Origin of the sequence: Sediminicoccus sp. KRV36 (genome assembly GCF_023243115.1) — a bacterium.
Lineage (GTDB): Bacteria > Pseudomonadota > Alphaproteobacteria > Acetobacterales > Acetobacteraceae > Roseococcus.
In genome coordinates, this window is the sequence record NZ_CP085081.1 from 3185920 (window position 1) to 3199434 (window position 13515).

14 protein-coding genes are annotated in these 13515 nt (G+C 67.7%); 3 read left to right on the forward strand and 11 right to left on the reverse strand.

The features are described 5' to 3' along the window. Positions 1-37 precede the first annotated feature (37 nt). On the forward strand, positions 38-862 hold the full coding sequence (locus tag LHU95_RS15070; RefSeq protein WP_248707778.1) for an NYN domain-containing protein: 825 nt from the start codon (positions 38-40) through the stop codon (positions 860-862). Here LHU95_RS15070 and LHU95_RS15075 read toward each other — a convergent pair. After that, positions 832-1743: a glycosyltransferase family 9 protein gene (locus LHU95_RS15075; RefSeq protein WP_248707779.1), complete on the reverse strand. Its 912-nt coding sequence runs from the start codon at positions 1741-1743 to the stop codon at positions 832-834. The two genes, LHU95_RS15070 and LHU95_RS15075, sit on opposite strands and share 31 nt — an antisense overlap. Continuing rightward, positions 1740-2849 carry a glycosyltransferase family 4 protein gene (locus LHU95_RS15080; RefSeq protein WP_248707780.1) on the reverse strand — a complete coding sequence of 370 codons (1110 nt, stop codon included), beginning with the start codon at positions 2847-2849 and terminating at the stop codon, positions 1740-1742. Before LHU95_RS15080 ends, LHU95_RS15075 begins: the two co-directional genes overlap by 4 nt. A 59-nt stretch (positions 2850-2908) precedes the next feature. Between LHU95_RS15080 and LHU95_RS15085 the strand changes: the two genes are divergently transcribed. Beyond that, positions 2909-3664: an alpha/beta hydrolase gene (locus tag LHU95_RS15085; RefSeq protein ID WP_248707781.1), complete on the forward strand. Its 756-nt coding sequence runs from the start codon at positions 2909-2911 to the stop codon at positions 3662-3664. Here the strand turns inward: LHU95_RS15085 and LHU95_RS15090 are convergent. The 9 genes from LHU95_RS15090 to LHU95_RS15130 form a co-directional block, all read right to left on the reverse strand. After that, complete coding sequence (locus LHU95_RS15090; RefSeq protein WP_248707782.1) at positions 3605-4468, reverse strand: SDR family oxidoreductase; 864 nt, start codon at positions 4466-4468, stop codon at positions 3605-3607. The two genes, LHU95_RS15085 and LHU95_RS15090, sit on opposite strands and share 60 nt — an antisense overlap. A 9-nt stretch (positions 4469-4477) precedes the next feature. Next, positions 4478-4972: a VOC family protein gene (locus LHU95_RS15095; RefSeq protein WP_248707783.1), complete on the reverse strand. Its 495-nt coding sequence runs from the start codon at positions 4970-4972 to the stop codon at positions 4478-4480. Between the two features lie 100 nt (positions 4973-5072). Further along, positions 5073-6044 carry a tripartite tricarboxylate transporter substrate-binding protein gene (locus tag LHU95_RS15100; RefSeq protein ID WP_248707784.1) on the reverse strand — a complete coding sequence of 324 codons (972 nt, stop codon included), beginning with the start codon at positions 6042-6044 and terminating at the stop codon, positions 5073-5075. Between the two features lie 54 nt (positions 6045-6098). Further along, positions 6099-7163 (reverse strand): oligopeptide/dipeptide ABC transporter ATP-binding protein, encoded by a 1065-nt coding sequence (locus LHU95_RS15105; protein ID WP_248707785.1) that lies wholly within the window; start codon positions 7161-7163, stop codon positions 6099-6101. Continuing rightward, positions 7160-8131: an ABC transporter ATP-binding protein gene (locus tag LHU95_RS15110; protein ID WP_248707786.1), complete on the reverse strand. Its 972-nt coding sequence runs from the start codon at positions 8129-8131 to the stop codon at positions 7160-7162. The genes LHU95_RS15105 and LHU95_RS15110 overlap by 4 nt, the downstream gene beginning before the upstream one ends. A 56-nt stretch (positions 8132-8187) precedes the next feature. Further along, positions 8188-9090: an ABC transporter permease gene (locus LHU95_RS15115; RefSeq protein WP_248707787.1), complete on the reverse strand. Its 903-nt coding sequence runs from the start codon at positions 9088-9090 to the stop codon at positions 8188-8190. Position 9091: 1 nt separating this feature from the next. After that, positions 9092-10072 (reverse strand): ABC transporter permease, encoded by a 981-nt coding sequence (locus LHU95_RS15120; protein WP_248707788.1) that lies wholly within the window; start codon positions 10070-10072, stop codon positions 9092-9094. Positions 10073-10105: 33 nt separating this feature from the next. Beyond that, positions 10106-11686, reverse strand: a complete 1581-nt coding sequence (locus LHU95_RS15125) for an ABC transporter substrate-binding protein (RefSeq protein WP_248707789.1) — start codon at positions 11684-11686, stop codon at positions 10106-10108. A 44-nt stretch (positions 11687-11730) separates the two neighbouring features. Continuing rightward, positions 11731-12810, reverse strand: a complete 1080-nt coding sequence (locus LHU95_RS15130) for an AI-2E family transporter (RefSeq protein ID WP_248707790.1) — start codon at positions 12808-12810, stop codon at positions 11731-11733. Between the two features lie 43 nt (positions 12811-12853). Between LHU95_RS15130 and LHU95_RS15135 the strand changes: the two genes are divergently transcribed. Continuing rightward, positions 12854-13513: a DsbA family oxidoreductase gene (locus tag LHU95_RS15135; RefSeq protein ID WP_248707791.1), complete on the forward strand. Its 660-nt coding sequence runs from the start codon at positions 12854-12856 to the stop codon at positions 13511-13513. The last annotated feature ends 2 nt before the right edge of the window (positions 13514-13515 follow it).

Sequence of the window (13515 nt, forward strand, 5' to 3'; positions counted from 1 at the left end):
CGATTGCGTGGCGGCCCGGCGCGGGCGAAGCTTGGCCATGACCGAATTGCGCAGCGCCATCTTTCTCGATTTCGACAATCTGATTTCCGGCCTGCGGGATGGCGCCGGCCCGGAATACGCGCTGCGCTTCGCCGATCAGCCGGAAGCCTGGCTGGAGCGCCTGCTGGCCGACCGGCCGCGCCGCGCCCTGCTGCGCCGCTGCTACATGAACCCCGCCGGGACGCTGGAGGACGGCGCCGGCTCCCGCGTGCGCTATGCCGAATTCCGCTGGGCCTTCATGGCGGCCGGTTTCGAGGTGATGGACTGCCCCAAGCTGACCCGCCTCAAGAACGCCGCCGATGTGCGCATCGCGCTGGATGCGATGGAGGCGATGCTGTCCCCCCAGGTGCATTATGACGAGTTCATTCTGCTCTCCACCGATTCCGATTTCGTTCCTCTGCTGCAGCGGCTGCGGGCGGCGGACAGGCGCACCCGGCTCGTGGCGCACCCCGATGTGGGCCGCGTGGTGCGCGCCGCAGCGGATGAGGTGATCGGGCTCGATCTGCTGGCCTCCTGGCTCGGCTGGCAGCCCTCGCGCGAGCCGGGGCCGGCCTTCGGCGTGGAGAATGCGGCCGATCTTCTGGGCGTGGTGCGGGATATCATGCAGGAGGCCGAGGGGCCCGTGCATGTCCCGCACCTCGGCCAAATGCTGCGTGGCCGCACCGGCGCCACGCTGCGCGGCAGCGATTTCGCCGGCCAGGGCTCGCTGGATGCCATGCTGGAGGCCGCCGGCGGCTTCATCCGGCGTGACGGGCCAGGTGGAGGCCATGTCTTGCGGCCCGAATGGGCGGATCAGGTGCCGGAAAGCCCCGAAGCAGCCTGAAGCACCTCCTCCACGCTCAAGCCCGCCAGTGGCAGGCGGCGCAGGACCACAACATTGCCGCGCGGGGCGCATAGGGCGGGATCGCTCTCGCCGCCGAACAGAGCGAGCGTCGGGCAGCCCGCGGCGGCGGCCAGATGCGTCGGGCCGCTGTCATTGCCGATGGCCAGCGAAGCCCGCCGCGCCACGGCCGCGAGTTGGCGCAGATCGGTCCGGCCGGTCAGGTCCAGCAGGCCCGGCGTCATGGCCATGATCTCACGCGCGAGGGGGATTTCGGCCGCGCCGCCGCACAGCACCACGGGCCGGCCCAGCCGGGCCGCGAGCTGCGCGAAATGCGCCGCGGGCCAGCGCTTGCCCGGCCGCGCGGGCGAGGCGCCGGGCAGCATCAGCGCAAAGCGCTCCGGCAGGTCCAGGCCCGAAATGTCGGTGGCGAGCCAGTCGAGGGCGGGTGCTGGAAAATCCGTGATCCCGGCGGCGCGCAACTGGCCGCGCTGCCGCTCCGCCGTATGCAGAGAGTCGCGCCCGGGATCCGCATCAGGGTGCGAGGCGCCGCGCGCGATGCCGGACCAATCCGCGCCACCACCCACAAAAAGCCGGTAGCGCGAGGAGCGGCTGGAGGTCTGCAAGTCATAGACCCGCGCAAAGCCAGCCTGGCGCAGCCGCAGCGCCAGCCGCAGCACCGCGCGCAGATCAAGCCAATCGGGCCGCCCATCGCTCCAGACCTCATCAAACCAGGGCGAGGCCTCCGCCAGGGCGGCGAAGGGCTTGGTGGTGAGCAGGGTGATCCGCGCCTGCGGGTGATGCGCGCGGATGGCCGCGAAGGGGCCGAAGGCCTGCACGAAATCGCCCAGCGCGGCGAGCTTGATGACCAGGATGCGGCTCAATCGAGCAATTCCCGGTACAGGGCGATGGTGGCGGACTGCATCGCCTCCATGCTGGGCACGCGCAGCCTTGCGGCCTCGCCCATCGCGGCGCGCGTGCTGGCAGGCAGGGCCAATGCCGCGCGTATCCGGGCGGCCAGCGCCGGCACATCGCCGGGCGGAGTGAGCCAGCCGGTGACGCCATCCTCCACCGTCTCGCGCGGGCCACCGAGATCGGCCGCGATGACCAGGCGGGCCATGGCCTGGGCCTCGATCACCGTGCGGCCAAACGCCTCGGGCTCGATGCTGGCATGAATGACGAGATCGGCCGCCAGCAGTGCCGCCGGCATGTCCGCAATGTGACCAGGCAGGCGGATGCGCCCTGCCACGCCGCACGCGGCGGCCAGTTCCTGCAATTCCCGCACATAGGCATCACGGCCCTGGGCATCGCCGGCCAGGACCGCGACGGCCCCCGGGATCTCCGCCAGAGCCTGCACCAGCACCCCCTGCCCTTTCCAGCGCGTCAGCCGCGCGGGCAGCAGGATGACGGGCGCGCCGGCCGGCAGCCCCCAGGCCGCACGCAGCTTGGCAATCCGGGCGGGGTCCACCGCTGCCGGATCAAACTGGCGCAAATCCACCCCGCGCGGGATGAGCCGCGGCGTCACGCCATGCGTGCCTTGGATATGCGCCGCGATATGCCGGCTGATCGCGATGACGCGATCCCCCCGCGCCATCACGGAATTGTAGAGCCGCTTGCCGGGAAATCCCTCGCCATAGGTGCCGTGATAGGTGGTCACGAAATCCGCGCCCGTCCGCCGCGCGGCAAGCCAGGCGGACCAGGCCGGCGCACGGGAGCGCGCATGCAGGATGGCGATGCCCTCCGCCCGAACAAGCCCTGCCAAAGCGCCCGCATTGCGCCAGATCCCGAGCGGCGATTTGGTGGCCAGCGGCAAGGAGATGTGCCGCGCGCCCAGTGCCTCCAGCGCCGGCACCAGCCGCCCCCCCGCCGAGGCGACCAGGGCGCGGTAACCGGCCGCCTGGATCGCCTCGGCGATTTCCAGCGTACCGCGCTCGACACCCCCGGCATCAAGCCGGGGCAGCACCTGCAGGATGGCGGGAGGGGATGACATGCCCTCCCCTGCTAACCTTCCGCATGGACGGCCGCAACCATGCGTGCCATGCCGCATCCATGACGGAAGAACACGGAACGCTCGGACATCTGGCCTATCGGCGCCTTGCGGGCCGCGGGCCCGGCATCGTCTTCCTGGGCGGCTTCAACAGCGACATGACGGGCAGCAAGGCGGAATACCTGGCCGCCTGGTGCGCCGCCCGCGGCCAGGCTTTCCTGCGCTTCGACTATAGCGGCCACGGCACCTCGGGCGGGCGTTTCGAGGAGGGCAGCATCGGCCTCTGGGCCAGCGATGCGGAGCGCGTTCTGCTGGAACTGACGCAGGGCCCGCAAATCCTGGTCGGCTCCTCCATGGGGGGCTGGATCGCTCTCCTGCTGGCGCAGCGCCACCCGGAGAGGCTTGCCGGGCTGGTCGGCATCGCCGCCGCACCGGATTTCACCGAGGATCTGATGTGGGCGCAGTTTCCCCCGGCGGTCCGCGTCCAGATCGAGCGTGAGGGTTTCTGGTTGCGCCCCTCCGAATATGGCGCGCCCTATCCCATCACCCGCACGCTGATCGAGGATGGGCGGCGCCATCTCGTGCTGCGCGCGCCCTTGCCCATCACGGCGCCGGTGCGGCTGCTGCATGGCCAGCAGGATGCCGATGTGCCCTGGGCCCTCAGCCTGCGCATCGCGGAGATGATCACCGGCGGCGATGTGGAGGTGACGCTGGTCAAGCAGGGCGATCACCGCCTGTCCAAGCCGGATGAGCTGGCGCTACTGGGCCGGACGCTGGGCGCCCTGCTCCCCCCGCTCGGCCGCGAAAATCCCGGCTAGCCCCTCGCGATAGCTCGGGAAGGCCCAGGCGATCCCGAGCGCCTGCTGCGTGCGGCGGCTGGCAACGCGCCGGCTTTCATCCCAGAAGCTGCGCCCCATCTCGCTCATCCGCGCATAGGCCTCGGCGAAGGGCGTGGGCGGTGGCGGGGCCACGCCGAGCAGGCGGCAGGCTTCGAGCGTGACATCGGCCTGGGTGCTCGGCTCGTCATCCACGAGATGCAGCACCCGCGCCCCGGGGGCCGGGGGGCGGCTTGCCGCGGCCAGCACGGCGCGGGCGATATCATCACGATGGATCCGGCTGAAGCTGTGGCCCGGCTTGACCACGCATCGTGCGGTGCCGGCACGGACATCATCGAGCGGCGACCGGCCAGGGCCGTAGATGCCGCCCGTGCGAAACAGATCCACCGCGACGCCCGACGCAAGATCGCGCCATTGATCCTCCGCCGCGAGGCGTCGGCGGCTGCGCTCCTGCCCGGGCGAGGGCGGCGTATCCTCCTCCACCCAGGCGCCCTGACGATCGCCATAGACGCCCGTGGTGGAGAGATATCCCACCCAGCGCAGCGGCGCGGCCCGCAGCGCCGCCGCATGCCGCGCCCAGACCGGATCACCGGCGGGGCCCGGGGGGGCCGTGACCACCAGGTGAGTGGCGCCCGCCAGCAATGCCGGGTCATCGAAGGAGATGACACCAGGAGCCCCCCCCGGGTTGCGGGAGGTGATCCGCGCCGCCCATCCCGAGCGTCGAGCGAGGTCCAGGATCGCCTCACCCGTATAGCCATTGCCGATGATCAGGAGGTTTTTCCGCATGGGCGGAGCCTACGCCTCCGCCAGCAAGGCCGCCACATCCAGGCGGCGGGTGAACATCGTCATGGCACCCTCCGCATCCTTGGGCCATTCCTCGCGCGGGCGGTCACGGTACAATTCCACGCCATTGCCATCCGGGTCGCGCAGATACAGAGCCTCACTGACGCCGTGATCCGAGGCGCCGTCCAACTGCACCCCGGCCGCCAGGATCCGCTTGAGGACCGTCGCCAGGGCCACGCGGTCCGGATAGAGCAGCGCCACGTGATAGAGGCCGGTATGATGCGCGGGTGGCGCCGTGCCCCCCGCACTCTCCCAGGTGTTGAGCGCGATGTGGTGGTGGTAGCCGCCCGCGGAGAGGAAGGCGGCGCCCGGCCGTTCCAGCATGAGCGTCAGGCCCAGGGCATCACGCCAGAAGGTCAGCGCGCGGGGGATATCGGCCACCTTCAGATGGACATGACCGATGCGGGTTTCCGGGTGGGCCGTGAAGGCGGGGGATGTGTGTTCCATGGAGGCATGGTGGCACCTGGCGCGGGTGGCGCGCCAATCATCATCGTGAATGAGGGGCATCATTGGGGCTTTCGTCCCACGCCTGCTCGCCCCCTGCGCGTCAGCGCTCGGGTTCGACGCCCATGGCGCGGACCGTATCGCGAATGGCGATGATCTCAGCCTGAAGCCGCGCCTGGGCCGCCTCGGGCGTTTGCTCCGCGGGCGGGAAAACCTCGGTGCCGAAGCTGGCGAAGCGGGTGCGCAGGGCAGGCTCGGCCAGGGCGTCCCGCAGCGCGCCGTTCAACCGCTCGATGATCAGGCGTGGTGTCGCGGCGGGCGCATAAATGGCGTTCCAGAGCAGCAATTCAAAGCCCGCGAACCCGACCTCGGCAAAGGCGGGCGTCTCAGGCAGGGCGGCCAGCCGTCCGCGCGTGGTGACGGCGAAGGGCCGCGCGGTGCCCCCCTGGACCTGCGCCAGCGCGGTGGTGGAAAGATCGCAGATCGTGTCCACCCGGCCCGCCAGCATGTCCTGCAGGGCCGGGGCACTGCCGCGATAGCCGATATCGTTGAACTTCACGCCCAGCCGATGCTGGATCATCAGGCTGCAGAGATGCACCGCCGAGCCGATGCCCGAATGACCCATGTTCAGGCGCTCGCCCTGGCTGCGCATCCAGGCCAGCAACCCGGCCGTATCGCCCACCGGCAGGTCCCGCCGCCCGATCAGCACCAGGGGGCCATAATTGATCAAGCCGATGGGCGCGAAGGCCGTCGCCGTGTCATAGGGCAAAGAGGCGTAGAGCGCCGCACCGCCCGGCAATGCCAAATGATTGAGCAGCAGCGTGTAGCCATCCGGCGCGCTGCGCGCCACGCGGGCCGAGCCGATGGTGCTGCCCGCGCCCGAGACATTTTCCACGAGGAACCGCTGCCCAAGCCGGGCGGAGAGCGCCTCGGCGACGAGGCGGCCCGTGGTATCGGACGGCCCGCCAGGTGCGAAGGCGACGATCAGCGTGACGGGGCGTGACGGATAGGCCGGATCAGCCTGGGCCGGCAGGCCGAGCAAGGCCATGCAGGCAAGGATCAGGGGCAGGCGCATCTCGTCTCCTGGCGAATATGACGCCGGAAACCTGCAAAATCCACGCCAGGCCCATCAGGCCGTGGCGCGGCCCTCCTCGACGGCATGGCAGGCGACCATCGCGTCACCCAGCGGCAGCGCAGACCCAGCCCGGGGCGATGTCACCACCGGCTTCATCACCGGCACTTCCGCCTTGCATCGCGCATTCGCCAGCGCGCAGCGCGGATGGAAGGTGCAGCCCGAAGGTGGCGAAATCGGCGAAGGCACCTCACCCCCCACGGGAATGCGCTGCCGCCCGGTCATCTCCAGATCGGGGATCGCTTCCATCAAGGCCCGCGTATAGGGGTGGCGCGGCGCCTCGAAGAGCGTCTCCGCCGGCGAAAGCTCCACCAGCTTGCCCAGATACATCACGCCGATGCGGTCACTCACCTGGCGCACGACCGCGAGGTTGTGGCTGATGAAGAGATAGGTCAGCCCAAGCCGCGTCTGCAGTTCCTTCATCAGGTTCAGGATTTGCGCCTGCACGCTGACATCGAGTGCGGAGGTCGGCTCATCGCAGACCAGGAATTCCGGGTTGGAGGAAAGAGCGCGCGCAATGGAAATGCGCTGGCGCTGCCCGCCGGAGAACTCATGCGGGTATTTCTGCCCATCCAGGGGAGAGAGCCCGACCTGCGTCAGCAATTCGCCCACACGGGCCAGGATGGCCTGCTTGTCCTGCATCAGGCCAAAGGCGCGAATCGGCTCGGCCACAATATCCACCACCCGCCAGCGCGGATTGAGCGAGGCATAGGGGTCCTGGAAGATCATCTGCATGCGGCTGCGCTGCTTGGAATCGGCACGCGCCAGAGAGAGATCCTGCCCATCGAACATCACGCGGCCGCGCGTGGTCGGATACAGCCCCACCACCAGACGCGCGACGGTTGATTTGCCGCAGCCGCTTTCGCCGACGAGCGACAGCGTCGTGCCCTTCGGAATATCAAACGAAAGCCCATCCACCGCGCGCAAGGTGCGCTTGCCCTCACGCGCGATCAGGCGCTGGAGCAGCGGCTTCGAGACATCGAAATACCGCGCCACATCCTGCGCGGCGAGCATCGGCGTTCCAGAGGCGTGGCCGCCCGAGTGATCAGACGCGCTGCTCATCGGGCGCCCTCCCCGTAGAGCCAGCAGGCGGCGCGGGTGGTGCCCGCATCCAGCAACTCGGGCCGCTCCTCACGGCAGCGGTCAAAGACCTGCGGGCAGCGTGGGTTGTAGGCGCAGCCCTTCGGGATGGCGGTCAGACGCGGCATGGCGCCGTCAATCTGCTGCAAGCGTTCGACGCGGCGATCCAACGGCGGAATGCTGCCCATCAGCCCCTGCGAATAGGGGTGGCGCGCGTGGCGCACCACCTCCCGCACGGGCCCGATTTCACCGATGCGGCCAGCATACATGACGGCCACGCGGTCCGCGGTTTCGGCGATCACGCCCATATCATGCGTGACGAGCATCATCGCCGTCCCCTTCTCGCGCGCCAGGGTCTTCAGCATGGCGATGACCTGCGCCTGGATCGAGACATCGAGCGCGGTGGTGGGCTCATCCGCCACGATCAGCTTGGGCTCGGCGCAGAGGGCGAGTGCGATCACCACGCGCTGCCGCATGCCGCCGGAAAATTCGTGCGGGTAGCTGTCAATGCGCTCCCGCGCGGCGGGGATTCCAACGAGTTCGAGCCAGCCGATCGCCTTCTCCCGCGCCTCGCCCGGGCCGATGGGCAGATGCGTCGTCATCGTCTCCACCAGCTGGCGGCCGATGGTGTACAGCGGGTTCAGCGTGGTCAGCGGGTCCTGGAAGATGGCGCCGATCTGGCGGCCGCGGATCTGGCGCATCTGTTCATAGGGCAGGTTATCAATGCGCCGGCCTTCCAGGAGAATCTGGCCCGAGGCGATGCGCCCCGGTGGCTCCAGCAGGCCGATGATGGCGGCCCCCGTCATGGATTTGCCGGCCCCCGATTCGCCGACCACGCCCAGCACCTCGCCAGGGGCGATGTCGAAGGAAACGTCATCGAGGGCGACCAACGTCCCGCGCCGCGTCGGGAATTCGACGCGGAGATTTTTGACCTGAAGAAGCGGCGTCATCGCACATCCCCATGCGGGAGCGAAGCGACGAACAGGGGCAAGTTGATCGACACCATCTATCGCAGCCTCGGGTTCAATGCGTCGCGCAGCCAGTCGCCCAGGAGATTCACTGAGAGGACCATCACGATCAGGGCGATGCCGGGGAAGATCGTGATCCACCATTCGCCAGAAAACAGGAAGTCATTGCCGATGCGGATGAGCGTGCCGAGCGAGGGCTGGGTCGGTGGCACGCCGACGCCCAGGAAGCTCAGTGTGGCCTCTGCCAGGATGGCAAAGCCCAGGTTCAGCGTGGCGATGACCAGCACGGGGGACATCACATTGGGCAGCACATGGCTGCGCATGATGCGCAAGGGCGAGAGCCCGATGACGCGCGCCGCCTGCACATATTCCTTGTTGCGCTCCACCAGCGTCGAGCCGCGCACGGTGCGGGCGAATTGCGGCCAGTTGGAAATGCCGATGGCGAAGATCACGACGAACAGCGCGACCTCGCTATGCGTCTCGCGCGGGAGGACGGCGCGCACAACGCCATCAATCAGCAGCGCGACCAGGATGGAGGGAAAGGTCAGCTGGATATCGGCAATGCGCATCAGCAGCGCATCCACCTTGCCGCCCAGATAGCCGGCCAACAGCCCGACCGTGACGCCCACCAGCGTCGAGAAGATCACCGCGGCGAAGCCCACCAGCAGCGAGACGCGGGCGCCATACATGATGGCGGAGAGCATGTCCCGCCCCTGGTCATCGGTGCCGAGGGGATAGCTGCGTTCGCCTTCCGACTGCCAGGCCGGTGGCTTGAAGGCGTCCATGAGTTGCAGCGAAGCAAGATCAAAGGGGTTGTGTGGCGCCAGGAGTGGCGCCAGCACCGCGCCCGCGATGCAGATGAAGGCCACGATGGCCGAGATCACCGTGATGGGAGAGCGCGTGAAGCTCCACCAGATGTCTGAGTCGAAGAAGGCTTTCATCTCAGTGTCCCTTCCCCCGGCCCACGCGCAACCTGGGGTCCACCGCGTAATAGAGCAGGTCCACAATGAGGTTGATGGTCACGAAGACCAGCGCGATCAGCATGAGATAGGCCGCCATCACGGGAATGTCGGCAGCCCCTACGCTCTGGATGAACAGCAGCCCCATGCCGGGCCACTGGAACACCGTCTCGGTCACGATGGCGAAGGCGATGATGCCACCCAATTGCAGCCCGGCAATGGTGATGACGGGCACCAGCGTATTCTTCAGCGCATGGCCGAAATTCACGGCCCGGTTGGGCAGGCCGCGGGCGCGCGCGAATTTGATGTAGTCGGTCCGCAGCACCTCCATCATCTCGCTGCGCACCAAGCGCATGATGAGGGTGAGCTGGAATAGCCCGAGTGTGATAGCCGGCAGGATCAAGGCCTTCAGCCCGGACCAGGTGAAAAAGCCCGAGGACCACCAGCCGAAGCGCGTCACATCGCCACGCCCGAAACTGGGCAGCCAGCCGAGCCAGACGGAAAACGTCAGGATCAGCAGAATCCCGATGAGGAAGGTCGGCAGTGAAACGCCGACCAGGCTGAAGGTCAGGAAAAAGCGGCTCAGCCAGGAATTGCGATAAAGGCCGGTATAGACGCCCATCGGCACGCCGATCAGCAAGGCCAGGATCGCAGCACTCAGCGCCAGTTCCAGGGTGGCCGGCGCACGCTCGGCGATGAGTTCCGCAACGGGGCGGGAGAGGCGGTAGGACAGCCCGAATTCGCCCTGCACCGCATTGCCGACAAAGGTGGCGAACTGGACGAAGAAGGGCTTGTCGAGCCCAAGGTCACGGACCAGCGCATCTCGCTGCGCCTCGGTGAAGTCCTGCCCGAGCATGATCGCCACGGGATCGCCCACATAGGCGAACATGGCGAAGCTGATGAGCGAGACGACGAACATCACCGGCAGGGCCTGGAGAATGCGGGAGATGATGAAGGAAAACATGTGGCTATCCCCTGGCCCTGACCGCCATGCGCCTCAATTCACCACAGCCCAGCGGAAATAGGGCTGGTTATTGGCCATGTGCGGGATGGTGAGCGTGCTGCGCATCGCCCAGGGGATCATCTGGTGGTGCAGCGGGATATGCGGGACATCCTCCCGGTACAGCCGCAGCGCCTCGCGGATCGTGGCCTGGCGGGCCTCGCCCGTTTCGACCTTCATGCGCTGGATCAGCGCATCCATGGCCGGGTTGGAATAGCGGCCGTAATTCCAGATGCCATCGCCCTGGGCGCCATTGCGCGTGGCCAGCAGCGACTGGAAGGAATACAGCGCATCCAGCGTCGGCACGCCCCAGCCCAGCATGTAGATGCTGGTGTCGTCGCGCTGGATTTTCGCGAAAAAGGGAGCAAGCGGCATGGAATTCAACCGTGCCCGCACGCCGACCCGCGCCCACATCGCCACGATGGCCTGGCAGATCTGCTCGTCATTGATGTAGCGGTTGTTGGAGCAGTCGAGCGTGATCTCAAAGCCGTTCGGATAGCCGGCCTCGGCCAGCAAGGCGCGGGCGCGCGCCGCATCGAAGGGCAGGCGCACATCCTCCTCACGTGCAAAGCCATTCACCTGCTCGGGAAAGAGCGTGCCGGTGACGACGCTCTGGTTGCGCATGGTGGTGCGATGGATCGCCTGGATATCAATCGCGTGATAGAGCGCCCGCCGCACGCGGACATCGCGCAGCGGATTGCGGCCGCGCACGTCGGAATAGAGCAGCTCATCCCGCGCCACATCCATGGCGAGGAAGATGGTGCGCACTTCCGGGCCTTCGAGCACGCGCAATCCCTGCGAATTGCGCAGCCGCGCCAGATCCTGCAGCGGCGGGTCCATCACGAAGTCAATTTCGTTCGACAGCAGCGCCGCAACGCGCGTCGCATCGCTCGCGATGGGGCGGAAGACGATCTCGGTCACGTTGCCGGCATTGGCCGGCACCTGCCAGCCCCACCAATCGGCGTTGCGCGCCAGGACGGTCCGCACATCGGGCTCGCGCGAGGCGAGCCGGAAAGCGCCCGTGCCGTTGGTGTTGCGGGTGGTGTGCATCTCCTCACGCTGGCGGGTGTTCTGCGGACGGGCGGCATTGTTCCGCTCGCTCCAGGAGCGGGACATCATGAAGACGGAAGCGAGCTTGTTGGGCAGGATCGGGTCCGGTGCCTTGGTGATGATGTCCACCGTCAGCGCATCCACCGCGACGGCGCGCTCGATCGTATCCACGAAGATGCCGAAATTGCTGGTGGGCGCCAGGGCGCGGGTGATGCTGAACACCACGTCATCGCTGGTGAAGGCCTCGCCCTCATGGAAGCGGACATTGGGGCGGAGCGTGAAGCGCCAGCGCGTCGGCTCCTCCAGCGTCCAGGCGGTGGCGAGCCCGGGTTCGAGGCCAAGCTGCGCGTTGCGGCTGATCAGGCTGTCATAGATCTGTTGCAGCACCATGGTGACGGTGCCGACATTCTGGCTGTGCGGGTCCATCGTGTTCGGATCGCCACTCGCGGCCCAGCGCACGGTCCGTGCCTCGGCAACACCCATAATCAGCGCCGCGACAATGGTCGCGGCCCGCCACAAAGCGATCATTTGATGTCTCCCGAACCCCCGGCCTGTTCGGCCCGAAGCGCCCGCTATACGGGCGGATGCGCCTCGGGGGAAGCCTCTTCTGCGGTGCCGGTGGCCCATTCCTTCATGAGGGTATAGCCCAGCGCCAGCATCACCGGCCCCAGGAAAAGTCCGAGGAAGCCGAAGGCGAGGACGCCGCCCAGCGCACCCAGGATGGTCAGCAGCAGTGGCAGGTCGGCGCCACGGGAAATCAGCCAGGGCCGGATGAAATTATCCACCGACGAAATGCCCAGCGCCCCATAGGCCAGCATGAAGACGCCCCAGCCCAGGCTGCCCGTGGCAAACAGCCAGATCGCCGCTGGCAGCCAGACAAGGGGCGCACCGACCGGGAGGATGGAAATCACCCCCGCGATGACGCCGAGCAACGCTGGCTGCGGAACGCCCGCGATCCAGAGGCCAAAAGCCGTCATGAAGCCCTGCACCACCGCCGTGCCGAGCAGGCCATAGACGACGCCGCGCGTCACATTGCCTGTCAGTTCCCACAGATGCGCCGCGCGCGCGCCCGCCAGCCGCTCCAGCAGGGCGTAGGTGTGGCGTGCCAGCGCCGGGCCGTCCTTGTAGATAAAGAAGGCAAGCAGGATCGCGACCAGCATCTCCGCAATGCCCGAGAGCAGCGCCAGCAGAACCGAAAGCCCCAATTGCGCGATGGTACCTGCATAGGGCCGCAGCGCCTGGATCAGATGCGAGGTATCGCCGGCGAAGGCCTGCCACCATTCATTCAGATAGCTGCCAACCACCGGAATTAGCAGGAACGTGGCCGAGAGATCGGGCAGGCCCTCGCTGAAAATCCGCTCGATCCAGTTGCGGATGCCATCAATATCCTCGCGCTGCACCGGCGTCGCGAAGATCAGCGGCAGGCCGATCAGCAGGAATTCGGCGGTGACCATGACGCCCGCCGCCGAACTGCGGCCAAGCTTCATCCGGTCCGTCAGGGCGCGATAAGCCGGCCAGGTGCAGAAGACCAGGATCACCGCCCAGAGCAAGGCCGAGATGAAGGGCCTCAGTACCAGGAAACACCCCGCCGCCAGGGCGAACGCCGCCAGCAGGCCGACCAGCCGCGCCAGTTGTTCCTTCGTCTCCATCATCCACCCTTTGCCCAGATCCGCAGGAAGACTGTAGCATGGTCAGGTGAATATCCTTGCACCACCCCAGCCGCGGCTTTCCGTCGAGATCGTCTTCGATCTCGTCTGCCCTTGGTGCTATCTGGGCATCCGGCGGCTGATGCGCGTGCTGACCGAGCGGCACGACCTCCAGCCCGACCTGCATTGGCGCCCCTTCCTGCTGAACCCCGAAATCGCACCCGGCGGAATCCCGCGGCAGGATTGGCTTGCGCGCAAGTTCGGCGGAGAGGATCGGGCGCGGCGGCTGCATGGCACCATCACCGATCTCGGCCGCGCCGAGGGCATCGAGTTCCGGTTTGACCTGCTGCGCCGCATCCCAGCCAGCCTGGATGCCCATCGCCTGTTGCGCTGGGCCGGCCGCCAGGCCTCGGTGGATCGCCTGGTGGAGCGGCTTTTCGCGGCCTATTTCTGCGAGGGGCTGGATATCGGCCAGAACACCACCCTGGCCGCGCTGGCTGGGGAGGAAGGCTTCGATTCGGCCGCCGCGCTGCGCTTCCTGGGCGGCGCTGGCGAGACGGAGTGGGTGCATCTGGAAAACCTCCGCGCCCATCGCCTCGGCATCAACGGCGTGCCCTGCTTCCTGGTGGATGGCGAGCATGCCATCGCCGGCGCGCAGGAGGCCGAGGTGCTGGAACGGCTGATCGAAGTGGCGCTGGCCGCCGGCTGAGG